This is a genomic window from Dongia sp. (assembly GCF_041909655.1).
In the GTDB taxonomy this organism is placed as follows: domain Bacteria; phylum Pseudomonadota; class Alphaproteobacteria; order Dongiales; family Dongiaceae; genus Dongia.
On sequence record NZ_JAYRDA010000011.1, the window covers coordinates 43,618 to 67,899 of the forward strand.

Below are 24,282 nucleotides of genomic sequence, written 5' to 3' on the forward strand. Positions count from 1 at the left end.
TGCTGCATCGCCCGGATCAGGGGCCGAAACCATCCTGAGCCGGAATCTTTAAGAAATATAAGCCTGGATGACAAAAATGCTACCGTGCCGGCAACAGGAACGGTGCCTCTTTGACAAAAGTGTGTGATGTGAGCGACGGCCCCACAAAGACCCCACCCTCACCCTGGGTTCGGCGCTTCCTCCCCGCCCTGCCGCCCGGCGGTCAGGTGTTGGACCTCGCCGCCGGGGGCGGGCGCCATACCCGGTATCTGCTGGATAAGGGGTTCCGCGTGGTTGCACTGGACCGGGAGATAGGTGCCCTGCCGCCGCCGGGAGCATTCCTGGAAGTGATCGCGGCCGATCTGGAGGACGGGGCGCCCTGGCCCCTGGGCAAGCGGCAATTCAATGGGATCGTTGTCACCAATTACCTGCACCGGCCGCTTTTCCCGGCGCTGCTGGCGGCCTTGGCGCCAGACGGTGTGCTGATCTATGAGACCTTCCAGCGGGGGAACGAGCGTTACGGCAAGCCCAGCAATCCCGATTTTCTGCTGGAGCCGGGCGAGTTACTGCGCCTGGCGGAAGGGGCCGGATTGACGGTCTTGGGCTATTTCAGCGGCTATGCCGCCGCACCCAAGCCGGCGCTGGTACAGTGCGTCGCTGCCCGGAAAAAGGCCTAGCTGCTTTTGGGATGCTCGCCCCTGGCGAGCTTTTCGATGCGGTAGCGGCACATGGCATCGTCGACATTCGACCAGGAGAGCCGCGACCATTCGGTCTTGGCGTCCTCATAAGTGTCGAAGGGGCCGGACCATTGCTCGCCGCCGCCGGGGGCAGGCTCGGAGAAGGTCGTATCGCAATAGGGGCCGCCCACGACCCAGAAGCAGATCTCGCCGCCTTCTTCCTCGATGCGGTAGCGGGCATTGGCCTGATCGACCGTCTCCCAGGCGCGTTTCTGCCACGCGGCCTTGGCGTCGTCGTAACGGGAGAAAGGGCCAATACGCTCTTCCTTGCCGCCACCTGATATACGGTCGAAGTTTGTGTCGGCGTATATGCCGCCGATTACCCAGAATCGGGCCATGATCTTTCTTCGGTTCCCTCGCTCGGTGCCGGGCCCGCAGACATCCCTGCGACCCGCCGAAAACCGTCTCATCCGGCGCATTCTTAACTGGATTTCGAGTCGTCGGCAAAGCATAAATCGCAGTTGCAGGCAGCAGCGACTCGCATTTCGAGTCAATTGCCACCCAAATGGCAGCGAGGAACGCGATGACCGGAGACATGCGACCGGAGGATTTCAAGACGGTCTATGACCGTTTTCAGGCCAGCGTTTCACGGTTCGATTGCGGCCGCTTCTGCTCGCCGCTGAATGGCGGGCAGCCGGTCTGCTGCGACACCGCCCATGCCATTCCGATCGTGGACAAGCCGGAATTCGAGCTGCTCAAGGGGCGCACCGATCTCTGGCACAAATACAAGCCGACCGATGCCAATGCCCGCAAGATCGTCGCCGAACTGCACAAGGGCTGCATGGCGATCGAGTGCAAGGGCGCCCGTTTCTGCGAGCGCGACAACCGCACCCTCGCCTGCCGCGCCTTTCCCTTCTATCCCTATTTCACCAAGCAAGGCGAGCTCATCGGCCTCGGCACCTATTGGACCTTCGCCGATCGCTGCTGGCTGATGTCGAACATGCAGGTGGTCGAGCGGCAGTTCATCAAGGAATTCATCGCGGCCTATGAGTATGTGTTCGAGCGCGATCCCGAAGAGCTGACCGCGATGAAGAAGCATTCCGCCAATCACCGGCGCCAGTCGACGCGGCTCAACAAACCAATCCTGCTGATTGGTCGCAAAGGCGGGTTCCTGAAGGTGATGCCGAAGACGGCCGAGGTGCGCCCGGCGGCCGAAAAGGATCTGGTGAAATACGGCCCCTACAAATCGCCCCGCGCGTACGCGAAGGCGGTGAAGGAATATGGCGGCGAAATGCCGAAGCAATCGCCCTTCGTCGACTAGCTTGACTCGCATGGCCTTGACTCGTGGGGCTGGGGACTTCCAATCTGGCGGCAGCCAGCTTTGGGGGCAGCCAGCACGATGTCACAGGCCTTTGCGCATCTCTTCCAGCCGCTCGATCTCAGGCACAAAACGCTCAAGAACCGCATCGTCTTCGGCGCCCATACCGCCAATATGAGCGAAGGCGGGCTGCCGGGGGACCGGCATCTCGGCTATTACCGCGAGCGGGCGCGGGGTGGGGCCGCCATGATCGTGGTGGAGCCGGTGCCGGTGAACCAGCATGCCGTGCTGACACGCGGCAATTTCCGGCATGGCGACGACGCGGTCATTCCGCATTTCCGGCGCATCACCGATGCCTGCCATGAGCACGGCACGGTCATGATCCAGCAGCTCTATCACGTCGGCGCCCATGGCGATTGGGACAATTCCTTTGCCGCCAATCATTCGCCCTCGGGCGCGCCATCCATGCATGACAGCGACGGCAGCCACAGGATGAGCGCCACCGAGATCGAGCAGACGATCGCCGATTTCGCCGCCGCCGCGGGCCGCGCCCAGGCAGCCGGCTATGACGGCGTAGAGTTGATGGCGGCCTACAACGCGATCATCGAACAATTCTGGTCGCCGCTGGCCAACAAGCGCGATGACAAATATGGCGGCAGCTTCGAGAAGCGCATGCAATTCTCGCACGATCTTTTGGCCGCGATCCGGCGCAAGGTGGGCGAGGATTTCATCATCGGCATGGCGATCAGCCTTGATCCCGGCAGCCCGGCGGCGCTGACCATTGAGCAGCAGATTGAGATCGCGCTCTGGCACGAGAAACTGAGCCTCTACGATTACACGACGCTCGGCACCGGTTCCTATTTCGATTTCACCAAGATCATCCCGCCCTTCGTCTATGAGGACAAGATGGGCGCCCCATTTGCCGAGGCGATGAAGGCGGCGATGAGCACGATGCGCGTGCAGGCGGAGAGCCATATCCGCACGCCGGAGAATGCCGATTACGTGATCGCCTCCGGCCAGGCTGATACGGTGAGCATCGTGCGCGGGCAGATCGCCGACCCGCATCTTGCCAACAAGGCCAAGGCCGGCCGGCCGGAGGATGTGCGCGGCTGCATTTCCTGCAATCAGATGTGCTGGGGCAGGCGGTCGCGGGATTACTGGATCTCCTGCCTCATCAACCCCTCGGCCGGGCGCGAATTCGAGTGGGGCGGCGATACGTTCACCCCCGCGCAACAGCCGAAATCGGTGCTGGTGGTGGGCGGCGGGCCGGCGGGCCTGGAAGCCGCGCGCGTCGCTGCCGAGCGCGGCCACCGGGTGATCCTGGCCGAGGCGACCGATCATCTGGGCGGGCAGTTCCGCCTGGCGGGATTACAGCCGCGGCGTGGGCAGATCACCGATCTCATCGCCTGGTATGAAGGGCAGCTTGCAAAACTGCAGGTGGAAGTGCGGCTCAACACCTATCTCGAGAAGGGCGAGATTGCGGCCCTCAAGGCCGATGCCGTGGTACTGGCGACGGGATCGCAGCCCGGCATGACCGGCTGGCAACGCGGCCTGCCGCATCAGGAGACATTGCCGGGTGTCGACGGCCCCCATGTCTGGTCGGTCGAGGATGTGATGCGGCGCGAGGCAAGGCTCGGGAAGCGCGTCCTGATCCTCGACGATGCCGGCAATTGGCGCGGGCCCGGCACCGCCTGGCATCTCGCAGAGAAGGAGCATGAGGTGACGCTGCTCACCGCCGATGCCTATGTGGGCCGCGACCTCGCCCGCACGGCGGCGGATTTTCCGATGCGCTCGCGCCTGAAGAAGCTGGGTGTCACCTTCGTCACCGATGCCGTGATCCTCGCCTGGCATGGCGACGGGGCGACCATCCGCGATCTCTCGACCGGGGAGGAGCGGCGCCCGCCTTTCGATTCCCTGGTGCTGGCCACAACCAATGTCGCCGAGACCGGCTTGCAGGAAGAACTGGCGGCAGCCGCCATTGATTTCCGGGCCGTGGGCGATTGCCTGGCCCCGCGCCAGGCGGCGGCGGCCATCTATGAGGGTCGCAAACTAGGGCTGGCACTCTGATGCTGCATCTGGACGCCGGGCGGATACATGCGCTTGGGGATTATCAGGGCCTCGTCGCCGCCTTGAAGCAGATGAACCGGGAGGGCGTCGATGCTCTCGACCGGATGTTGCTAAGCGAAGCGCAGAAGAAGGGCGTGCAGAACGATTGGCTGATGCTGCCGGCCTGGAGCTATGGCCGCGCCTTCGGCATCAAGCTGGTGAGTGTGTTTCCCGAAAACCCGCCGCGCAATCTTCCCGCCGTACAGGGGCTTTATGTGCTGTTCGACGGCAAGAATGGTGCCGCCATTGCCACCATGGACGGCGCTGCACTTACCCTGGTCAAGACCGCCGCCAATTCGGCGATGGCGGCCGATCTCCTGGCGCGGTCGGATGCGAAGATACTGCTGATGCTGGGCGGGGGCGCGCTGGCGCCGCATCTCATCGCCGCCCATGCAACGAAGCGCCAGTTCGACCGCGTGCTGTGGTGGAACCGGCGGCCGGAGGCGCTGGCAGCACCGGCGGCGATGTTGCGGGAACGGGGCATCGGTGTCGAGATCGTGAGCGACCTTGCTGGCGCCATGCGCGAGGCCGACATCGTCTCGGCCGCCACGCGCGCCACGACGCCGCTCATCGAGGGCGCGTGGCTGAAACCGGGCTGCCATCTCGACCTTGTCGGCGGCTATCTCCCCGAGATGCGGGAAGCAGATGACGCGGCCTTTGGCGCCGCGCCGCGCCACTATATCGACGCGCGCTTCACCACGATCGATGTCGCGGGCGATGTTGTCCAGCCGATCCGGGATGGGCTTGCGCGACCCGAGGATTTCATCGACATGTTCGAGCTCAATCGCGGCGAGAAGCCGGGACGGCAGAGCGCCGACGAGATCACCTGGTTCAAATCCGGCGGCGGCGGCCATGAGGATTTGGCCGTGGCACAGTACCTTTTTGACCGCGCCAATGGCGCAGATTGAGCATTTGCGCCGCGCTGGGGGCATTCTCATGTGGAATGGCGGTTATGCTGCCATTCGATATTGGTGGCTGGCAAGGCCGCTCAATTGTGCTTTAGTGACGCAAATAAACGCACCTCACCGCCGGCAATGACCGGGCTGTTTCAGAGAGTGAGGGCAACAGGGATGGCAGAGGAGACATGCTGGCTTTTCTCTCAAAGCGAATCGCTTTGCTTGCCTTCACCATGCTGGTCGTGTCGTTGCTGGTCTTCATGGCCTTCGAATTCACGCCCGGCCAGGTTGCGCGAAAAGTTCTGGGGCCGTTCGCGACCCAGGACCAGGTCGATCGGCTGACCGAGGAACTCGGTCTCAACCGGCCGGTCATCGAGCGCTACTGGGAATGGCTGACCAACACGTTGCAGGGCGATCTCGGTTATTCGACGCTGTACAAATTGCCGGTCAATGACATCATCTGGGATCGCCTTGCCAATACCCTGCTGCTGGCCGGTGTCGCTTTTGCCGTGATCGTGCCGCTGTCGATCGTCCTCGGCATCACCGCCGGCATGAAGGAAGGCTCGATCCTCGACCGCAGCATTTCGGTTTCCAGCATTGTCACCACATCGGTGCCCGAATTCGCCTCGGGCGTGTTCCTGGCCTCGATCTTCGTCATCTGGCTGGGCATCCTGCCCGGCACGGCGCCCTTGGATTCCGGCGCCGGCTGGCCGATCTGGCAGCAGCTCATTCTCCCCGTCACGGTGATGGTGCTCTACGATCTCGGTTATGTCGTGCGCATGGTGCGTGCTTCCATGGTCGAGGTGATGACAAGACCCTATATCCGCACCGCCATCCTGAAGGGCTTGAGCTTTCGCGCGGTCATCATGAAACACGCGCTCAGGAATGCCATGATCGCGCCCTTCACCGTCATTCTGCTGCAGATCAACTACCTCATCACCGGTGTCGTGGTGGTGGAGGCGGTCTTCGCCTATCCCGGTTTCGGCCGCATGCTGCTGGACGCCGCTCTGTCGCAGGATGTGGCCACGGTCGAAGCCGCGGCCCTCTTCGCCGTTTTCGTCTCTGTGGCAACGCAGATTGCCGGCGACCTCGGCTACATGATGCTCAACCCACGCATTCGTTTCAGCTAAGGCGGGCTTTATGGCAAAAGACGGCGTTTTGGCGATCACCTGGAATCGTATCCGGCTCCTCAAGGAATCGCCGGTCGGCATGGTCGGCGCTTTCCTGGTTGTGTTCTGGGTGCTGGTGGCAATCTTCGCGCCCTGGATCGCGCCCTTCGATCCCAATGCCAACAACATGGATGCGATCCTCGATCCGACACCCAGTGCCGTCAACTGGCTGGGTGCCGACAATTCCGGGCGTGACATTCTTTCGCGCATCATCTGGGGTTCGCGCACGGTGCTGACCGTGGCGCCCATTGCCGTCCTCTGCGCGTATGCGATCGGCGCCATGCTGGGCTTGATGGCCGGCTATTATCGCGGCTGGGTCGACCTCATCTGCAACCGTATCGCCGATATCCTGCTCTCCTTCCCGGCGATCGTGCTCTACATCATCTTCATCATGAAACTGGGCCCCTCGGCCGGCAACATCATCCTGGCCGTCATCTTCGTGGCAACGCCACAGATCATGCGCATCGTGCGCGGCATGACGCTGGAACTCCGCGAGCGCGATTACGTGGCCGCCGCCAAGATGCGCGGCGAGAACGCGCTCTACATCATGCTGGTCGAGATCCTGCCCAATGCGCGCGGGCCGCTGATCGTCGATGCGTGTTTGCGGCTCGGCTATACCGCGATCGCCATCGGCGTGCTCGGATTCCTGGGCCTCGGCCTGCCGCCGCCCAACCCCGATTGGGGCGGCATGGTCAAGGAAACCTATGCCATGATGACCATCTATCCGCATATGTCGCTGTTCCCGGCGCTGGCCATCTCCTCGCTGGTGGTGGGTTTCAGCCTGCTGGCGGACGGCATGCGCGAGATCAGCTTGCGCGACTGACGTAAAGAGGATGTGACCGGATGAGCAGCACCGCCACCATGGAACGCCCCGCCGCCGTGACGGAGACGCGCAAGCCGATCCTGGAACTGCGCAACGTCTCGATCTCCTATTTCGTGCGCGCGGGCGAACTGAAGGTGGTGCCGGATATCAGCCTCACTCTGCATGAAGGCGAGGCATTGGGTCTGGTGGGAGAATCCGGCTGCGGCAAGTCGACGGTCGCTTTCGCCATCATGAAATATCTGGGTGGTGCCGGGCGGCTCACCGGCGGGCAGATCCTGTTCGAAGGCCGCGACATGACCAAGATGTCGGAGGCGGAGCTCAGGAAGATCCGCGGCGGGCGCATGGCGATGGTCTATCAGGACCCGATGAGCAGCCTCAATCCGGTCATCCCCATCGGCAAACAATTGATGGAAGTGCCCCTGATCCATTCCGGGGTCAGCACCGCCGAGGCCGAGAAGCGCGCCATCCAGATGCTGCGCGAGGTGAATCTACCCGATCCCGAAACCCTGATGACGCGTTATCCGCACCAGCTTTCGGGCGGGCAGCAGCAGCGCGTGGTGATCGCCATGGCGCTGATGGCGGAACCCTCGCTCCTGGTCATGGACGAGCCCACGACGGGTCTCGACGTGACCGTGGAAGCCGCCGTCCTCGATCTCGTGGCGCAGCTCAGGAAGAAGCATAACAGCGCCATCGTCTTCATCAGCCACAATCTCGGCACCGTGGTCCGCATCTGCGACCGCATCGGCGTCATGTATGCCGGCGAACTGGTCGAGGAAGGTCCCATCGGCGAGGTCTTCCGCGATCCACGTCATCCCTATACGCGCGGCCTGTTGAACTGCATCCCGACGCTCAATGCCGACAAGCGCAGCCGGCCGCTTTCCGCCATTCCGGGTCAGGTGCCGCCGATACTCAACCGGCCCAAGGGCTGCATCTTTGCGCCGCGCTGCCCGGATGTGGCCGGCGAGCGTTGCACGGCCGCCTCCATCCCGACCGCGACCTATGGCGAAACCGGCCATCACCGCGTCAAATGCGTGCGTGTCACGGAATTGCCGAAACATGCGCGACCCGCCAGCAATGCCTTCATCGGCGAGGATGATGCGGTGAGGAACGACACCGTGCTGGAGCTGAGCGGCCTCAAGAAGACCTATCGGCAGAGCATCGGCATGTTCGGCGGCGCCGGCTATGACGTGCATGCGGTTGACGATATCGATCTTTCCGCCGCGGCTGCCGAGACGCTCGCCATCGTCGGCGAATCCGGCTGCGGCAAGTCGACTCTCGCCAAGGTGCTGACCGGCATCGAACAGGCGAGCGGCGGCAAGGTGATCCTGGCCGGCAAGGATATCGGCGCCATCCCGATCGAAAAGCGCGACAGCACCACCAAGCGCGCCATCCAGATGGTGTTCCAGAATCCGGATTCGACCCTCAATCCCAGCCACACGATCGGCTATGTGATGGAACGCTCGCTCGCCAAATTGAAAGGCCTGGGCGGGCGCAAGGCGAAAGACGAGGTCAACAATCTGCTGAAGACCGTCAATCTGCCGGTCGAATTCGCTGGACGCATGCCACGGCAATTGTCCGGCGGGCAGAAGCAGCGCGTCGCCATCGCCCGCGCGCTCGCCGGCGAGCCGGATCTGATCCTGGCCGACGAGCCGGTCTCGGCCCTCGACGTCTCGGTCCAGGCGGCGATCATCAACCTGCTGGTCGATATCCAGAAGAAGCGCGGTTCGACCCTGCTCTTCATCAGCCACGATTTGTCGGTCGTGCGCTATCTCGCCGACAACGTCGCCGTCATGTATCTCGGCCAGGTGATGGAATACGGTTCGGTCAACGATGTCTTCGCCCCGCCCTATCATCCTTACACGGAAGCCTTGATGTCGGCGGTGCCGATCGCCGATCCGGACGTGCATCAGACGCGCATCATCCTGGAAGGCAATATCCCCAGCCCGCAGAACCGCCCCAAGGGCTGCCCCTTCGCCACACGCTGCCCGCGCAAGGTGGGCGCCATCTGCGACGACACCCCGCCGCCGGTGCAGGTCAGCGACAAGGGCCACCGCATCGCCTGCCACATTCCCGTGGCGGAACTCGCGAGCGCGACGCAGGTAGTGTTTTAGGAGTCAACGCGTCGCACAGTGGATGCCCGGGTCAAGCCCGGGCATGACGCGTTTAAATTATATCGTCATTGCCGGGCTCGACCCGGCAATCCACTCTAACCTTCTCACGCCCCCTCTTCCGCCAAACTGAGCAGGCTGGCATTGCCGCCGGCCGCCGTCGTGTCGATGGTGAGGGTGCGTTCGGTGGCGAAGCGGTGGAGGTAGCGCGGGCCGCCGGCCTTGGGGCCGGTGCCGGAGAGGCCTTCGCCGCCAAATGGCTGCACGCCGACCACGGCGCCGATCATGTTCCGGTTCACATAGGCATTGCCGACACGGAGACGGTCCGCGATATAGCCGACCTTGCCGTCGATGCGGGAGTGGATGCCGAGGGTGAGGCCATAGCCGGTGCCGTTGATGGCACCCAGCACGTCATCGAGGCGGTCGGCGGCGTAATGCACGATGTGCAGGACCGGGCCGAACACTTCCTTCTGGAGACGGCTGAGGCCGTCGATGCGATAGGCGACGGGCGCGAAGAAATGGCCCTTGGAGGCGTCGCGACCGAGCTTGCTGCGATAGACCAGCTTGCCCTCGCGGTCCATGCGCTGGGCATGGGCTTCCAGCATCGCCTTGGCCTCGGCATCGATCACGGGGCCGATATCGGTTGCGAGATCGGCGGGATCGCCGATGCTGAGTTCCGCCATGGCGCCCGCCAGCATCTTTTCGAGCTTTTCGCCGATGTCCTGCTGCACGAAGAGGACGCGGAGCGCCGAGCAGCGCTGACCAGCACTCTGGAAAGACGAGATCAGCACATCGCGCACGACCTGCTCGGGAAGTGCGGTTGAATCGACGATCATTGCGTTCTGACCGCCGGTCTCGGCGATGAGCGGCACGATCGGGCCATCCTTGGCAGCGAGCGTGCGGTTGATGAGGCGCGCTGTCTCCGTGGAGCCGGTGAAGGCAATGCCGGCCACACGCGGATCGCGCGTCAGGGGCGCACCCACATTGGGCCCGTCGCCAGGGAGAAGATGGAGAACGTCGCCTGGCACGCCGGCGAGATGCAGCAGCTTCACCGCCAAAGCGGCGATAAGCGGCGTCTGTTCGGCGGGCTTGGCGATGACGCAATTGCCGGCGACGAGGGCGGCACTCACCTGGCCCATGAAGATCGCCAGCGGGAAGTTCCAGGGCGAGATGCAGACGAAGGTGCCGCGGCCATGAAGATAGAGATGGTTGCGCTCGCCGGTCGGCCCGGGCAGCGCCTGGGGCTGCGCGAAATCGGCGCGGGCGCGGGCGGCATAATAGCGGCAAAAATCCACCGCCTCGCGCAGTTCCGCAATGGCATCGCCGATGGTCTTGCCGGCCTCGCGGATGCAAAGTGCCAGGATCTCGGCGCGGCGCTGTTCCATGAGGTCGGCGGTGCGGTCGAGGCAGGCAGCTCGGGCCTCGGCATGCATGCCGGACCAGTCGCCGAAAGCGCGGCCGGCGCGGGCCAAAGCATCCTCGACATCGGCCTGGGTTGAGAGCACGACGCGACCCACGGTCTCGTGAATGTCGGCGGGGTTCTTCACCTCGACGGCGTTCCCGGTGCGCTCATGTCCGCCGATCATCGGGCCGGCACTGGCCGAGGCCGCGGCGGCTTGCGTCACCTCGATCGCCAGGACCTGCATCGCCTCGGGATCGGTGAGATCGACGCCGGCGGAATTGCGGCGCTCGTTCCCGAACATGTGGCTGGGGAGCGGAATGCCCGGATGCGGTTTCGATTTCAGCGCGCGGACCTGCGCCACCGGATCGGCGACGATGGCATCCAGAGGCGCTTTCTCATCGACGATGCGGTTGACGAAAGAGGTGTTGGCGCCGTTCTCGAGCAGGCGCCGCACGAGATAGGCCAGAAGATCCTCATGGCTGCCGACCGGCGCGTAGATGCGGCAGGGGATGCCCATGGCTTCCGCCGGTGTCACCTGGTTGTAGAGCGGCTCGCCCATGCCGTGGAGGCGCTGGAATTCCAGCTTGTCGCGGGCCGCTGCCTCGCCGCCCGCCATCTCGATGACGGCCGCCAAAGTGTGCGCGTTATGGGTGGCGAACATCGGATAGAAGGCCTGCGGGTCTGAGAGCATCCGTCTGGCGCACGCAAGATAGGAAACGTCGGTCGAGGCCTTGCGGGTGAAGACCGGGTAATTGGCGAGGCCGCGTTCCTGGCTCCATTTCACCTCGCTGTCCCAATAGGCGCCCTTCACCAGGCGCACCATCAGGCGGCGGCGGTTGCGGCGTGCGCAATCGGCCAGCCAGTCGATCAAGGGCAGGCAGCGCTTCTGATAGGCCTGGATGGCAAGACCGAGACCATCCCAATCCTTGAGGCTGGCATCGCTCGCCACCGCTTCGATGATGTCGAGGGAAAGATCGAGGCGGTCGGCTTCCTCGGCATCGATGGTGCAGCCGATGCCGGCCTGTTTCGCCGCCTGGGCAAGCGCCACCACCTGCGGCACCAACTCCTTCATCACACGATCAGCTTGCGCGAATTCGTAGCGCGGATGGAGCGCCGAGAGCTTGATCGAGATGCCGGGACCGACGATGGCGCCCTTGCCGCGCGCGGCCTTGCCGATCGATTTGATCGCCTCGACATAGGCTTTGAAATAGCGCTGGGCATCTTCCATCGTCCGCGCGGCTTCGCCGAGCATGTCGTAGGAATAGCGATAGCCCTTCTTCTCCAGGGTCTCGGCGCGCTCCAAAGCCTCGCCGATGTCGCGGCCCATGACGAATTGCCGCCCCAGGATCTTCATCGCCTGAGTGACGGCCTGGCGGATGACCGGCTCGCCGCTGCGGGTCACCAGGCGCTTCAAGACGCCTTTCAAGTCGTTGGTGGTCTGATCGAGCTGCATGATGCGGCCGGTCAGCATCAAGGCCCAGGTGGAGGCATTGACGAACATGGAATCCGATTCACCGAGATGGGCGGCAAAATCGGCATCGCGCAGTTTGTCGCGGATGAGCTGGTTCGCGGTCTCGCTGTCGGGAATGCGCAGCAGGGCCTCGGCGAGGCACATCAGCACGACGCCCTCCTTCGAGGACAATTCATAGGCATGCATGAAGGCATCGATGCCGCCCTGGCCGACGCGGTTCTTGCGCACCTCCTCGACCAGGGCGCGGGCGCGGGCGGCGATGCGGTCCTGCATGTCGGCGGAAAGCTCGGCCTGGCCCAGCAGCATCTCGACGATGGCGGTTTCGTCGGCGCGGTAATGGGCGCGCAGGCGGCGGCGCAAGGCGTTGGGTTCGGCGGCGGGCGCGCGGAGGATCATGGTCATGGCGTGTAATCGGAATCCGGGATGGGGGTCAGAATCGGGCGCAGTCTAGTCCCAACCGAGGCCCGACCCAAGGCTCTCGAACGCCGCACGCCTGCCGGCGGGAACTGCCTCAGCAGCCCTTTTTGTCGGCGAGATCCATCAGCCGGTCATTGCGGGCGCGCAGCACGTGGATTTCCTTGTTCGGCTGATCGCGGAAATCCAGGGTGGTCATGGCCGGCGGGAACATGATGCCGTCCACCACGGTAAAATGCACATTGCGGCGATGCACCTGGTCATCTCGATCGACCAGGCGGGCGATGGCGAGGTCGTTCTGGCTGGTCTCCTGGAGGAGGTCCATGCAGTTCATATCCGGATCGGTCGGGCGAATGACCTGGACGAGTTGCGGGTTTTCGCCGCCGCAGGCCGCGAGCGCCAGGAAACCGGCAAGGCAAAGACCACGCATCATGACCGCACCCACAGATCTTTGCCCGGCCAGCAATCGCCGCCCTGCTTCTGGGCCATGGCGATGAGATGGCGGTTCCGCGTGGCGAGCGCGCTGTGCTCGATCTGCTGCGGGCTGTCGGGATAGTCTTCCTCGACACCCATGTCGAGCCCGAACCAGCCCGGCGGGAATGCCAGCGACAGGCCCATAATCATGTCGTTCTTTTCTTCCTGCCAGACCTGCTCGCGCACCAGTTCGGATTGCGCCTCGTAATTCCGCGCAACTTCGGCGCGGATCTGCTCGCAGGTCATGTAGCGATCATAGATCGTCGCCTCCTGGGCCGGATTGGGCGAACGCCCGGCGCAGCCCGTGGCCAGTAAAGCGGCCAGCATGACGCTCAACGATAATCCCACCCGCATGGCAAACCCCCATGTTCACGATCCCCCGGGATCATGCTCGGCCTCATTTTACGCCACAAACTGGTTAAGACAACCTTTCCAGAAGCGGCGCGGGCACAGAAAAAACCTGTCCTGACAACGAATTGCCGGGGGCATTTATTTCAATTTGGGATGAATGCGCCCTAACCGGCGGCGATCAGGCGTATTGCGCCACGATGGCGGCCGTGACGGTGGTGACGCTGACGGAGACCTGAGTGACGTCGATGACACCCGCGCTGCCCGTTTCGGCGGGCTGGTAGAGCGCGCCGATGGCCTCGCGCTGGCCGGCTTCGACCTCGGCCAGAGCCTCGTCGGCCACTTCCTGCAGGCGGCGGAAATAGCCTTCGTCGTCATCGTCTTCCGAGCGCTTGCGGCGGGAGCGCGCCATCTGCGCCGCGAGGGCAATAAGGCCCTTGGCCTCGGCAATGGCGCTGCGGGCGTCGTCGCCGATGGCATGGAGAGATTGGAGGGCGGTATCGCGGGTGGCAGAGGCCGCAACCATATCCTTGACCGCCACGGGTGCATTGTCGCCGGATGTTGCGGCGGTGCTGCCATAGGTCGTCGTGCCGGCAGCGACACCCTGGGCAAGATGACGGGCGGCGGCACCCACTTCACGGGCGAGTTGCGCCGCTTCGGCGGCAAGACGCTTGATCTGGCGGGGATTGTTGCTGATCGCGGCCAGTTGGATCTGCTGGCGGAGCGCCGACAGCCGCGCCTTGGCCTGGCGCAGTTTCTCGGCGGAGATTTCCTTGTTATCGCCCTCGGCGAGCTTTTCCAGGCGCTTCACGAGATCCACGGAGGGCGCGTTTTTGGCAGCAGCCTCGGGCGCCAGGCGCCAATAGGCTTGGATGGCGCTTTCGCTTTTCTTCAGGGACCAAGTGAGCGGGTTGGTGGAACCGCCGGTCGACGCGACGCGCGTCTGGCTGAGGGTGACAGAAGAGATCTGCCCCTGCTGGATGATGCTGAACATGCCGCCGCTCACCGACATGGTTCCCTCGCCCGTTAATTGGCTCGGCCCGAATAAAAAGGCCCGGCACCTTCTGTGCCGGGCCGAATTATCGCGCGAAAATGGTCCTAGGGCAATCCGGGCAAGTTTTGCCCAGTTTCGTCAGCCCGCGAGCTTGGCCTTCAGGCGGTCGTTCAACATCGCCGGATTGGCCTTGCCGCCCATGGCCTTCATGACCTGGCCGACGAAGAAGCCCAGCAGCTTGTCCTTGCCACCGCGATATTCCGCCACCTTGTCGGCATTGGCGGCCATGATCTTGTCGATCTCGGCATCGATGGCGCCGGTATCGAGGACCTGGCGAAGCCCCTTCTCCTCGACGATGGCCCCCGCCGCCTTGCCGGTCTCGAACATCTCGGTGAAGACGTCCTTGGCGATGCGGCCGGAGATGGTGTTGTCGGAGATGAGGCCGATGAGTTCGCCGATCGCCTCGGCCGAGACCGGGCTTTCGGTGATGTCCTTGCCGGCGGCGTTCAACTTGCCGAAGAGTTCCGAGGTGATCCAATTGGCGGTGAGCTTGGGGTCGCGCCCCTTGGTCGCCGCCTCGTAAAAGGCCGCCGATTCACGCTCGGCCACCAGCACGCCGGCATCGTAATCGGAGAGGCCGAATTCCTTGATGAAGCGCTGGCGCTTGGCATCGGGGAGTTCGGGCAATCCCGCCTTCAGGCTCTCGACCCATTTGGCGTCGAGGGTGAGCGGCAGGAGATCCGGGTCCGGGAAATAGCGGTAATCATGCGCGTGCTCCTTGGAGCGCATCGAGCGAGTCATACCCTTGCCGGGATCCCAGAGGCGGGTTTCCTGCTTGATGGAACCGCCCTCTTCCAGGATCTCGATCTGGCGGCGTGCTTCGTGTTCGATCGCCGCTGCCACATAGCGGATCGAGTTCACGTTCTTGATCTCGCAGCGGGTCCCCAGGGGATCGCCGGGCTTCCTCACCGAGACGTTGACGTCGCAGCGCATGGAGCCTTCGTCCATGTTGCCGTCGCAGGTGCCCAGGTAACGCAGGATCGAGCGCAGCTTCTTCAAATAGGCCGCCGCCTCGTCCGAGGAACGCATGTCGGGTTCCGAGACGATCTCCATCAGCGCCACACCGGAGCGGTTGAGATCGACATAGGTCTTCGAGGGGTGCTGGTCGTGGAGCGACTTTCCCGCATCCTGTTCGAGATGGAGGCGCGTGATGCCGACCTCGCGGTGCTCGCCGCCGGGGAGATCGAGGATGAGCGTGCCCTTGCCGACGATGGGGTCGAGATACTGGCTGATCTGATAGCCGGCCGGAAGATCGGCATAGAAGTAGTTCTTGCGGTCGAAAACCGAGCGCAGATTGATCTGGGCGTTGAGGCCGAGACCGGTCTTCACTGCCTGGGTGATGCAGACATCGTTGATCACCGGCAGCATGCCGGGGAAGGCCGCGTCGACGAGGCTTACCTGCGTGTTGGGCTCGGCACCGAAGGTGGTGGCGGCACCGGAGAAGAGCTTCGAGTTCGAGATAACCTGGGCGTGCACTTCGAGACCCAGCACCATCTCCCACATGCCGGTCTTGCCTTCGATCAGGTTCTTGTCGTTGGTCATGTCATTCATCGCATCACACTCCCGCCGGCAAGGCGGTGAAGTTGGCGCTGCGCTCCAGCACATGGGCGGTGCGCAGCAGGGTTTCCTCGTCGAAGGCGCGGCCGATCAATTGCAGACCCAGGGGCAGGCCCTTGCCGTCGAGACCCGCCGGCACGGAAATGCCGGGCAGCCCTGCAAGATTGACCGTCACGGTGAAGACGTCGTTCAGATACATCTGCACCGGATCGTCCTCGTTCTCGTGAAAGCCGAAGGCCGCCGACGGTGTCGAGGGCGTGAGGATTACGTCGACATCCTTGAAGGCCTCGGTGAAGTCCTTGAGGATGAGGGCACGGATGCGCTGTGCCTGCAGGTAATAGGCATCGTAATAGCCGGCCGAGAGGACGTAGGTGCCGATCATGATGCGGCGCTTCACTTCCTTGCCGAAGCCGGCGGCGCGGGTGAGTTCGTACATCTCGTCCAGGGAATTCCCCGGCACGCGCAGACCGAAGCGCACGCCGTCATAGCGGGCGAGATTCGACGAGGCTTCCGCGGGCGCGATGATGTAATAGGTCGGCAGCGCGTATTTGGTATGCGGCAGCGAGATTTCCTTGAGCTCGGCGCCCTGGGATTTCAGCCATTCGGCACCCTTGGCCCACAAGGCATCGATCTCGCCCGACATGCCGTCGACGCGGTATTCCTTGGGGATACCGATCTTCAAACCGCGGATATCGCCGGTGAGGGCCTTCCTGAAATCCGGCACCGCCATTTCGACCGAGGTGGAATCCTTCGGGTCATGGCCGGCCATGGCACCCAGCATGATGGCGCAATCCTCGACCGAGCGCGCGATCGGCCCGGCCTGATCGAGCGAGGACGCAAAGGCGACGATGCCCCAGCGCGAGCAGCGGCCATAAGTCGGCTTGATGCCGACGGTGCCGGTAAGTGCTGCAGGCTGGCGGATCGAGCCGCCGGTATCGGTGCCGGTCGCACCCATCGCGATGCGACCCGCGACCGCCGCAGCGGAACCACCGGAGGACCCGCCGGGAACGAGCTCGGTCTCATCGCCCTGGCGTTTCCAGGGATTGATGACGTTGCCGTAATAGGAGGTCTTGTTGCTGGACCCCATGGCGAATTCGTCGAGGTTGAGCTTCCCCAGCATGACCGCGCCGGCATCGAAGAGTTTCTGCGTGACGGTCGATTCATAGGTGGGCTTGAAGCCGTCGAGGATATGCGAGCCCGCCGTGGTCAGCACGCCTTCTGTGCAGAAGAGATCCTTGATGCCGAGGGGGATGCCGTCGAGGGCGCCCGCCTTTCCGGCAGCGCGGCGCTGGTCCGAGGCATCGGCCTGGGCGCGCGCCAGATCGGGCGTTTCGGTGATATAGGCGTTGAGTTTCTTCTGCGCCGCCATCTTCGAAAGATGTGCGTCGGTGAGCTCGCGGGCCGAGAATTTCTTGGCCGCCAATCCGTCAAGGGCGGCGGCGATGGTGAGGTGCGTGAGATCGCTCATGATATGCGGGCCGCCTTACTCGATGACCTTGGGAACGGTGAAGAAGCCGTGGGCGGGCTCCGGCGCGTTGGCCAGAATCTTTTCCGGCTGACCGCCATCAGTCACCACATCGGCCCGGCGCGGCAGCTCGCGTGCCAGCACCCCGGACATCGGCACGACACCCTTGGTATCGACCTCGTTCAATTGCTCGATCCAGGTCATGATGCCGTTGAGCTCCTGGGCGAGGCCCGGGAGATCGGCTTCCGGAACGCGGATGCGCGCCAAGGTGGCGATATGGGCGACGGTCTTGCTATCCAATGACATGGGCCTAAATCGATCCGATCTTGAGGATATGGGGAGAAATCGGGGCGGAAACTAGCATCCGGCCCCACCCCGATCAACCGGCCCGACACGGGGCCGAAACCCGGTCAGCGGGGCCAGAAATAGACCGCGGTCACATGGGCCAGGGTATAGAAGCCGAAGGCCACCAGCAGGGAGCCAGCGATCCGGTTGAGCCAGACCAGCGTCGCCGGGGAAATCATGTGGCGGATGAAGCCGATGCCGAGGCTGAGGCTGAACCACCAGCCGGCCGCCCCCAACAGGACACCACCGATCAGCACCGGAATGAGGGCCATTTCCAGGCGCACCAGCCCGGGAACGCCGGCAAAGACGGCCATGAAGGAGAGCACGGTCATGGGATTGGCGAGCGTCAGGGCCAGGGTTTTGCTGAAATCGGCGAGCAGGGTCTGCGGCACCTCCTGCCCGTCGCTTGTGACCAAAGGCTGTTTCAGGCCGAGATGCACGCCAAAGGCGATCAGGAACAGGCCCCCGCCCAGTTCGAACCAGGCCCGCTGCGCCTCGATCATACCGGAAAGAGCGGTGATCCCGAAGATGCCCAGGACCGCGAAAATGGTGTCGGCAACGGCCGCCCCCAACCCGCCGCAGAATCCGGCAAGCCGCCCCTTTTCGAGAGTAAGGCGGATGCAGAGCATGCCGATCGGACCCACGGGGGCCGCGATGGCAAAGCCGATCCCGATACCCTTGGCCAGGAGAATGATGTCACGGAGCAGGAAATCCATGCTTACGCCGTCCGGGGCGACGGGGCCGCGGCTGGCATGGCGGGGGATCTGCCCAGCGGAAAAGCGGCCATCAAGATTGTTTTGCCCCTGCAGGTGGTATCCGCCGGATGTATGGCGGCCATCCCCGCGTGTCAATGTGACACATAACACGTCTTATTCCGGGACCGTTCCATGCGCCGCTTGACCTGACCGCCGGAGCCTATGCGATGATTGGGGAACGAGGCCAATTGTTAGCAGGAGCGGCGAACGTGATCGTGGTGAAGGCGATGAGACGCTCGGTTCTGGCTCTGGTCCTGGCCGGCACCCTGCTGGGGCAATTCCAGCCGGTCCGTGCCGATACCTCGACCGAGACGCCCATGGCCCCGGAACTTCTGCCCGATCTCGCCCCCGATGCCGTTGCAGTGACCGACCCGGCGGAAATCAAGAAGGCGCTCGACGATCTCACCATCTATGGCCGTTATTACGATGGCGAGGATTGGATCGAGTATCACCTCGAGGATGGACGTACTGCCTATTCCGAGAAGGGCTGCACCTATCCCGGCAAATGGTGGATGGAAAACGGTACCATTTGCTACGCTTATCCCAATTACCGGGATAACACGCCCAATTGCTTCGTGATGTTCATGCGTCCCAATGGCAGCATCCAGTTCGTGGCCTTCGCGGCCGACGGTTCGCCCTATCTCGCTTCCTCGTCGATCAAGACCGCCGCGGGCAATGACGCCCATCTGCCGATCGGCGGCCTCAGCCCCTGCGTCGGCGTCTAGCACCGTCTTTCAAGCTCTCAACGCATCACAGTTTCACCATATGGATGGCTTTGCCCCTCGCACCTCAACCGCTTGCGGATAGGGCGGCAAAAATTCGTATGTGTGCGTGCAAATAGTTTTTGGTTAACAGAATATTAATTTGATATAATTGCTGTTAGCAAATAGGTTTGTAGTCGTATTTTCGCGTGACACGTGATGGGCGGAGGGGAAGCCGCTGCCAGAACGAGTTTGTGACACGGGAAAAGAGGGGCGCGATCTTTGGGGTACGAGATTGGGGGTAGCGTTTGGGTGTGAGGACGTGGCTCGGCCACGAAGCGTGACGTGATCGATTCCGATCACCGGGAAGCCATCGGCACTCAGGCTTCACGCGCTTCGGGCGCGATATCGATGAAGCGCCCGCCAGCGCGCGTCATCCCCTGGTTCGGCTTTGCCGCTCTCGCGGCGGTCGGCGGCGGAGTCTATGGCTGGCTGAACTGGACTCACCAGGCCCCAAGCAATACGGGCGTTGCCATCGCCGCCATGGGCATCCTCGGCGCCGCCCTCCTCAGCCGTCAGGCGCGTCTTGCCGGCGGGGTGGCATCGAGCCTCGCCGACCTGGTGATCGATCATGCGGAATCGCCGATCGTCGTCACTGATGGGGCGCAGAACATCCTGCGCTTCAACCTGGCTTGCGCCACCCTGTCCGGCTTTTCCATGGCGGAACTCGGCGACCCCGCCCGCTGGCACGACATGGTGCCGCCGGAGGAACGCAAGGCCGTCGCCGATGCGGTGGACGCCCGGGCAGACGCATCCTTTCCCCGCAGCGTCGAAAATCACTGGATCACCCGTTCCGGCGAGCGGCGTTTGCTGCGTTGGAAAAATTCCGCCTTGCGCGACGCGAAAGGCCGGATCTACGCGATCGTCTCGGTCGGCACCGACATCACCGAATCGCGTATCGCCGAGATGCAATCGCGCAGATCGGAGAACGCGCTGCGGCGCGCGCATCGTATTGCGCGACTGGGACATTGGAGCTGGTCGCCCAAGCCCGGAATCACCGCGCCGGCGGATGACAGCGAAGGCCATTACCATTATTCCAGCGAAGCCGCGGCAATCTACGGCCTCACCAGCGAGTTCCTCGATACCGCCGACGACGAATCCTATGGCGCCTTGATCCATGCCGAGGATCGGCCGGAGGCCATGCAGGTCTATCGCAATTTTTTCGCCAATCCCGATCAGGACCACCTGACGCAGGACTATCGTATCCGGCGGCCGGATGGCACCTTCCGGCATATCCGCGTCATGTCGCAGAAACTGCGCGGGCCGCAAAGCGACGTCAGCGAGGTCACCGGCATCGTCCAGGATCTGACCGAGATCCGGCGCGCCGAGCTTGCCATCCGCCAGGTGCAGATGATCCTCACCGCGGCGCAGAAGCTGGCCGGCATCGGCTATTGGTTCTGGGAGAACAATAGCAGCGTGGAGGCCAGCGAAGACGCACCTACCACCAATTTCCACTATTCGCCCGAAGCGCAGGCCGTGAGCGGCATCTCGGAACATCTGATGCAGACCCTGTCGACGGCGGAGTTCTGCCGGCGCTTCGTGCATGAGAACGACCGCGCGCAGGCGCTCGACGTGTTCAGCCGGTTCACCAGCGGCGAGACCGATCAATACACGATCGAATACGGCTATCTGCACCCGCATCTGGGCGAGCGGGTCCTGCGCTCGGTGGCGCTGCGCGAACGCGATTCCGCCGGCCATGCCCTGCACGCCACCGGCATGATCCAGGACATCACCGATATCCGGCGCGGCGAAGGCGCGCTTCGTGACCAGCAACACCAATTGGCCGCCGCGCATCAATTGGCAAAGCTCGGCTATTGGTCCTGGATCGGCGGCATCGCCGGTTCACCACTCAAGAATTCGGTCTGGTCGCGTGAAGCCGCCGCCATCACCGGCATCGACAGCGCCACCGCCGAGGCAGCGATGCTGGCAGATACGTTCGAAGAGCAATTCGTGCATCCCGACGATCTGCTGCGCCTGCTGAAGGCGATCGGCGATCTCCGCGAACAGCGGGTGGATCGCTACGACATCGATTATCGCCTGAGGCGACCGCAGGGCGGTGAAATCTGGGTGCGGTCAATGGCCGAACATCGCAAGGATGGCCAGGGCCGCCTGATCGGCGCCTTCGGCATCCTGCAGGATATCAGCGAAAGAAAGCGCGCCGAGGCGGAGGTGCGCCAGGCGCATCAAAGCCTCGCCAATGCCCAGCGTATCGCCCATGTCGGCAATTGGTACCGCGACATGATCACCGGCCAGGTCTATTGGTCGGATGAGGTGTTCCGAATCCTGGGTTTCGAGCCGCGCGCCTTCACGCCGAGCCTGGAGCGGTTGCTGCAGGCCGTACATGCCACCGACCGACGCAAGCTCGGCACAGTGCTGGAGACCTGCATCCGGGAATTGACCGCCTATGTGACGGATCACCGGATCGTGCGACCGGATGGCAGCATCCGCCATGTCCGCGAATTGGGCGAAGTGTCGCTGGACAGCGATGGCAAGCTGCGGCGCCTGGAGGGCGTGGTGCTCGACATCACCGAGATCAAGGCCCGCGAGGCGGCGCTCAACGAAGCCAGGCTCCGGGCCGAAACCGCCGACCGCGCCAAGACCGAATTCCTCGGCAATATGAGCCATGAATTGCGGACGCCGCTCAACGCCGTGATCGGCTTTGCGGACGTGCTGTCGCAGAACCTGTTCGGGCCGATTCCCGATTCCTACCGCGACAGCATCGATGCGATCAGCCAGAGCGGCCGGCATCTTCTGGAGATCATCAACGACCTCCTCGAAATGTCGCGGATCGAAAGCGGTGAGCGGCGCCTGCTGGACCAGCCCTTCGATCCGCTGCCGGCCATCGGCGATTGCGTCCGCCTGGTGCAATCGCAAGCGCAGCGCGAGGGCATCACCCTCACCATCGACGAGACCGGGCAATTGCCGGCGCTCAACGGCGAAGAACGCGCCTTCAAGCAGGTGCTCAACAATCTGCTCTCGAATGCGCTCAAGTTCACGCCGCGCGGCGGCTCGGTCGCCGTGACCGTCGCAGCGGACATGAAAGCCGGCCTCATGGTGGCGGTGAGCGATACCGGACGGGGCATCGAGCCCGGCTTGCTGCCGCAACTCGGCAAACCCTTCGCACAGGGTGAATCCACTTTGTCGCGGCGCTATGGCGGCATCGGCCTGGGCCTTGCCATCAGCCGGCGTTTGATGGACATGCATGGCGGCAAGCTGGAAATCACCAGCCGACCCGGCGAAGGCACGCGGGTGACCATGATCTTCCCGAAAGAGCGCCTCACCCTGGGTTAGGCAGGTTTCTTGCCCAGCAGGGCACGGAGATCGTCGCCGCTCAGGGTTTCCTTTTCGATCAGCTTGCGCGCCATTTCCTCAAGGGTCGATCGCCGGGCCCGCAGAATCTCGGTGGCCTGGGCGAAAGCGCCTTCCACCAGATTGCGCACCGCCTGATCGATTTCGCGCGCCGTCTCTTCGCTGTAGCGCCGGGTATTGCCGAAGGGCATTTGCTGGATGCCCAGGTAATTTTGCGGCGCGTCGTCGAGGGCGACCTGGCCCAGGGTCGCATCCATGCCGAAGCGCGCCACCATCGAGCGGGCAATGTCGCTCGCCTTGGCCAGATCATCGGCAGCCCCGGTCGAGAATTCGTCAAAGACCAGGCGTTCCGAGGCACGGCCGCCCAACAGCACGGCCATGCGGTTCTTCAGTTCCGGCCGCGTCATCAGATAACGATCCTCGGTCGGCCGCTGGATGGTGTAGCCGAGAGAGCCGATGCCGCGCGGGATGATCGAGACCTTGTGCACCACTTCGCTGCCCGGAATCGAAAGTGCCACCAGGGCATGGCCGATTTCGTGGAAGGCGACGATCTCGCGTTCCTTCGGATTGAGCAAGCGGTTGCGCTTCTCAAGCCCGGCCACGATGCGTTCGATGGCGGCGGTGAAATCTTCCATCGCGACGCTGTCGGCATTGCGCCGGGTCGCCAGCAACGTCGCCTCGTTGACGAGGTTGGCAAGATCGGCGCCGGTGAAGCCAGGCGTCAGAGCCGCAATTTCCTCGGGCTTCACATCGGGGCCGAGCTTTGCCTTCCTGAGATGAACGTTGAGGATCTGGATGCGGCCTACGCGGTCCGGCCGATCCACCAGGACCTGCCGATCGAAGCGGCCGGCCCGCAGCAAGGCGGGATCGAGGATTTCCGGACGGTTGGTGGCGCCGAGCAGGACGAGACCCTTGCTGGGATCGAAACCGTCGAGCTCGGCGAGGAGCTGGTTGAGGGTCTGTTCCTTCTCGTCATGGCCGCCACCGAAGGGGAAGGCGCCACGGGCGCGCCCCAATGCGTCCAATTCGTCGATGAAGATGATGGCCGGCGCGCTGGCACGGGCCTGTTCGAAGAGGTCGCGCACGCGCGCCGCCCCCACGCCCACGAACATCTCGACGAATTCCGAGCCGCTGATCGAGAAGAAGGGCACGCTGGCCTCACCCGCCACGGCGCGGGCGAGCAGCGTCTTGCCTGTCCCCGGCGGGCCCACCAGCAGGACGCCCTTGGGCATGCGGCCGCCCAGGCGGCCATAGGTCTGCGGATCCTTCAGGAAATTGACGATCTCCTGCAATTCCGCCTTGGCTTCGTCGACACCCGCCACATCGGCGAAGGTGACCTTGGTATCGGTCTCGACGAAGATCTTGGCGCGGCTCTTGCCGATCGACATGAAACCGCCACCCAAGCCCTGCTTCTCGATCACCTTGCGGATGACGAGGAACCAGAGGCCGAAGAAGACCAGGACCGGCAGCACCCAGGAAAGGATGTCGCGGAAAAGCGTGTTCTCGGTGCCGCCGGTGAATTTGGCGCCGTATTGCGAAAGCTCGGCGGCGATCTGCGGATCGACCCGGTTGGTGACAAATTGCTGAGCGCGGCCGGTACCGTCATCCTTGAGCCTGCCCTGGACATGGGTCTCGGTGACGACGACCTCGTCGACCTTACCTTCTGCCAGCAGCGATTTGAACTCGCTATAGGGCAGAACCTCGATGGCGAGATAGTTCGCGAGCAGGGATTGCAGGGCGAAGATGCCCAGAAACGCGATGACGATGTACCAGGCGTTGAACTGCGTCTTCTTGTCCATCCCGCGCGCCCCGATCATTCCCGTGCAAACCAGGGCGCATGCTGCGCGGTTG

19 protein-coding genes are annotated in these 24,282 nt (G+C 63.6%); 9 read left to right on the forward strand and 10 right to left on the reverse strand.

Annotated elements, in window-relative coordinates; all coding sequences use genetic code 11:
- The first annotated feature begins 128 nt into the window (after positions 1–128).
- On the forward strand, positions 129–656 hold the full coding sequence (locus ACE3PR_RS18455; RefSeq protein WP_374375017.1) for a class I SAM-dependent methyltransferase: 528 nt from the start codon (positions 129–131) through the stop codon (positions 654–656).
- Here the strand turns inward: ACE3PR_RS18455 and ACE3PR_RS18460 are convergent.
- Entirely contained in the window at positions 653–1,054 is a 402-nt protein-coding gene (locus tag ACE3PR_RS18460; RefSeq protein WP_374375020.1) for a DUF4170 domain-containing protein, read from the reverse strand. The genes ACE3PR_RS18455 and ACE3PR_RS18460 overlap by 4 nt on opposite strands.
- Positions 1,055–1,239: 185 nt before the next feature.
- Here ACE3PR_RS18460 and ACE3PR_RS18465 point away from each other — a divergent pair, with 185 nt between their 5' ends.
- The 6 genes from ACE3PR_RS18465 (at position 1,240) to ACE3PR_RS18490 (ending at position 9,079) form a co-directional block, all read left to right on the forward strand.
- Entirely contained in the window at positions 1,240–1,977 is a 738-nt protein-coding gene (locus tag ACE3PR_RS18465; RefSeq protein ID WP_374375023.1) for a hypothetical protein, read from the forward strand.
- Between the two features lie 78 nt (positions 1,978–2,055).
- Complete coding sequence (locus ACE3PR_RS18470) at positions 2,056–4,041, forward strand: FAD-dependent oxidoreductase (RefSeq protein ID WP_374375025.1); 1,986 nt, start codon at positions 2,056–2,058, stop codon at positions 4,039–4,041.
- Positions 4,041–4,988, forward strand: a complete 948-nt coding sequence (locus tag ACE3PR_RS18475) for an ornithine cyclodeaminase family protein (RefSeq protein ID WP_374375028.1) — start codon at positions 4,041–4,043, stop codon at positions 4,986–4,988. Before ACE3PR_RS18470 ends, ACE3PR_RS18475 begins: the two co-directional genes overlap by 1 nt.
- Positions 4,989–5,164: 176 nt before the next feature.
- Complete coding sequence (locus tag ACE3PR_RS18480) at positions 5,165–6,106, forward strand: ABC transporter permease (protein ID WP_374375031.1); 942 nt, start codon at positions 5,165–5,167, stop codon at positions 6,104–6,106.
- Positions 6,107–6,116: 10 nt separating this feature from the next.
- The gene (locus ACE3PR_RS18485) at positions 6,117–6,968 is read left to right on the forward strand and encodes an ABC transporter permease (RefSeq protein ID WP_374375034.1); all 852 of its coding nucleotides are present in this window, start codon (positions 6,117–6,119) and stop codon (positions 6,966–6,968) included.
- Positions 6,969–6,988: 20 nt separating this feature from the next.
- On the forward strand, positions 6,989–9,079 hold the full coding sequence (locus ACE3PR_RS18490; RefSeq protein WP_374375036.1) for a dipeptide ABC transporter ATP-binding protein: 2,091 nt from the start codon (positions 6,989–6,991) through the stop codon (positions 9,077–9,079).
- A 104-nt stretch (positions 9,080–9,183) separates the two neighbouring features.
- Here ACE3PR_RS18490 and putA read toward each other — a convergent pair whose 3' ends face one another.
- From putA to ACE3PR_RS18530, 8 genes are all read right to left on the reverse strand, one after another.
- On the reverse strand, positions 9,184–12,351 hold the full coding sequence (gene putA / locus ACE3PR_RS18495) for a bifunctional proline dehydrogenase/L-glutamate gamma-semialdehyde dehydrogenase PutA (protein WP_374375039.1): 3,168 nt from the start codon (positions 12,349–12,351) through the stop codon (positions 9,184–9,186).
- 109 nt (positions 12,352–12,460) lie between these two features.
- Complete coding sequence (locus ACE3PR_RS18500; protein ID WP_374375042.1) at positions 12,461–12,796, reverse strand: hypothetical protein; 336 nt, start codon at positions 12,794–12,796, stop codon at positions 12,461–12,463.
- Positions 12,793–13,173: a hypothetical protein gene (locus ACE3PR_RS18505; RefSeq protein WP_374375043.1), complete on the reverse strand. Its 381-nt coding sequence runs from the start codon at positions 13,171–13,173 to the stop codon at positions 12,793–12,795. Before ACE3PR_RS18505 ends, ACE3PR_RS18500 begins: the two co-directional genes overlap by 4 nt.
- A gap of 193 nt (positions 13,174–13,366) precedes the next feature.
- Positions 13,367–14,197, reverse strand: coding sequence for a hypothetical protein (locus ACE3PR_RS18510; RefSeq protein ID WP_374375046.1), 831 nt, complete (start codon positions 14,195–14,197; stop codon positions 13,367–13,369).
- 120 nt (positions 14,198–14,317) lie between these two features.
- Positions 14,318–15,790, reverse strand: coding sequence for an Asp-tRNA(Asn)/Glu-tRNA(Gln) amidotransferase subunit GatB (gene gatB / locus ACE3PR_RS18515; RefSeq protein WP_374375049.1), 1,473 nt, complete (start codon positions 15,788–15,790; stop codon positions 14,318–14,320).
- 4 nt (positions 15,791–15,794) lie between these two features.
- Positions 15,795–17,264, reverse strand: a complete 1,470-nt coding sequence (gene gatA / locus ACE3PR_RS18520; protein ID WP_374375052.1) for an Asp-tRNA(Asn)/Glu-tRNA(Gln) amidotransferase subunit GatA — start codon at positions 17,262–17,264, stop codon at positions 15,795–15,797.
- A gap of 15 nt (positions 17,265–17,279) precedes the next feature.
- The gene (gene gatC / locus ACE3PR_RS18525) at positions 17,280–17,567 is read right to left on the reverse strand and encodes an Asp-tRNA(Asn)/Glu-tRNA(Gln) amidotransferase subunit GatC (RefSeq protein ID WP_374375054.1); all 288 of its coding nucleotides are present in this window, start codon (positions 17,565–17,567) and stop codon (positions 17,280–17,282) included.
- A 104-nt stretch (positions 17,568–17,671) separates the two neighbouring features.
- Positions 17,672–18,322: a LysE family translocator gene (locus ACE3PR_RS18530; RefSeq protein WP_374375056.1), complete on the reverse strand. Its 651-nt coding sequence runs from the start codon at positions 18,320–18,322 to the stop codon at positions 17,672–17,674.
- Between the two features lie 206 nt (positions 18,323–18,528).
- Here ACE3PR_RS18530 and ACE3PR_RS18535 point away from each other — a divergent pair, with 206 nt between their 5' ends.
- Positions 18,529–19,086 (forward strand): hypothetical protein, encoded by a 558-nt coding sequence (locus tag ACE3PR_RS18535; protein WP_374375058.1) that lies wholly within the window; start codon positions 18,529–18,531, stop codon positions 19,084–19,086.
- 387 nt (positions 19,087–19,473) lie between these two features.
- Positions 19,474–22,413, forward strand: a complete 2,940-nt coding sequence (locus ACE3PR_RS18540; RefSeq protein ID WP_374375061.1) for a PAS domain-containing sensor histidine kinase — start codon at positions 19,474–19,476, stop codon at positions 22,411–22,413.
- Here the strand turns inward: ACE3PR_RS18540 and ftsH are convergent.
- Complete coding sequence (gene ftsH, locus ACE3PR_RS18545; RefSeq protein ID WP_374375064.1) at positions 22,410–24,230, reverse strand: ATP-dependent zinc metalloprotease FtsH; 1,821 nt, start codon at positions 24,228–24,230, stop codon at positions 22,410–22,412. The two genes, ACE3PR_RS18540 and ftsH, sit on opposite strands and share 4 nt — an antisense overlap.
- Between the last annotated feature and the right edge of the window lie 52 nt (positions 24,231–24,282).

What these genes read in the sequence shown, in the direction of transcription:
- ACE3PR_RS18500 (WP_374375042.1), bottom strand. Translation starts at nt 12,796, where the DNA reads ATGATGCGTGGTCTTTGCCTTGCCGGTTTCCTGGCGCTCGCGGCCTGC.
- ACE3PR_RS18530 (WP_374375056.1), bottom strand. Translation starts at nt 18,322, where the DNA reads ATGGATTTCCTGCTCCGTGACATCATTCTCCTGGCCAAGGGTATCGGG.
- ACE3PR_RS18485 (WP_374375034.1), top strand. Translation starts at nt 6,117, where the DNA reads ATGGCAAAAGACGGCGTTTTGGCGATCACCTGGAATCGTATCCGGCTC.
- putA (WP_374375039.1), bottom strand. Translation starts at nt 12,351, where the DNA reads ATGACCATGATCCTCCGCGCGCCCGCCGCCGAACCCAACGCCTTGCGC.
- ACE3PR_RS18475 (WP_374375028.1), top strand. Translation starts at nt 4,041, where the DNA reads ATGCTGCATCTGGACGCCGGGCGGATACATGCGCTTGGGGATTATCAG.
- ACE3PR_RS18470 (WP_374375025.1), top strand. Translation starts at nt 2,056, where the DNA reads ATGTCACAGGCCTTTGCGCATCTCTTCCAGCCGCTCGATCTCAGGCAC.
- ACE3PR_RS18490 (WP_374375036.1), top strand. Translation starts at nt 6,989, where the DNA reads ATGAGCAGCACCGCCACCATGGAACGCCCCGCCGCCGTGACGGAGACG.
- ACE3PR_RS18535 (WP_374375058.1), top strand. Translation starts at nt 18,529, where the DNA reads ATGATTGGGGAACGAGGCCAATTGTTAGCAGGAGCGGCGAACGTGATC.
- ACE3PR_RS18465 (WP_374375023.1), top strand. Translation starts at nt 1,240, where the DNA reads ATGACCGGAGACATGCGACCGGAGGATTTCAAGACGGTCTATGACCGT.
- ACE3PR_RS18540 (WP_374375061.1), top strand. Translation starts at nt 19,474, where the DNA reads ATGAAGCGCCCGCCAGCGCGCGTCATCCCCTGGTTCGGCTTTGCCGCT.
- ACE3PR_RS18480 (WP_374375031.1), top strand. Translation starts at nt 5,165, where the DNA reads ATGCTGGCTTTTCTCTCAAAGCGAATCGCTTTGCTTGCCTTCACCATG.
- gatB (WP_374375049.1), bottom strand. Translation starts at nt 15,790, where the DNA reads ATGAATGACATGACCAACGACAAGAACCTGATCGAAGGCAAGACCGGC.
- ftsH (WP_374375064.1), bottom strand. Translation starts at nt 24,230, where the DNA reads ATGGACAAGAAGACGCAGTTCAACGCCTGGTACATCGTCATCGCGTTT.
- ACE3PR_RS18510 (WP_374375046.1), bottom strand. Translation starts at nt 14,197, where the DNA reads ATGTCGGTGAGCGGCGGCATGTTCAGCATCATCCAGCAGGGGCAGATC.
- gatA (WP_374375052.1), bottom strand. Translation starts at nt 17,264, where the DNA reads ATGAGCGATCTCACGCACCTCACCATCGCCGCCGCCCTTGACGGATTG.
- gatC (WP_374375054.1), bottom strand. Translation starts at nt 17,567, where the DNA reads ATGTCATTGGATAGCAAGACCGTCGCCCATATCGCCACCTTGGCGCGC.
- ACE3PR_RS18460 (WP_374375020.1), bottom strand. Translation starts at nt 1,054, where the DNA reads ATGGCCCGATTCTGGGTAATCGGCGGCATATACGCCGACACAAACTTC.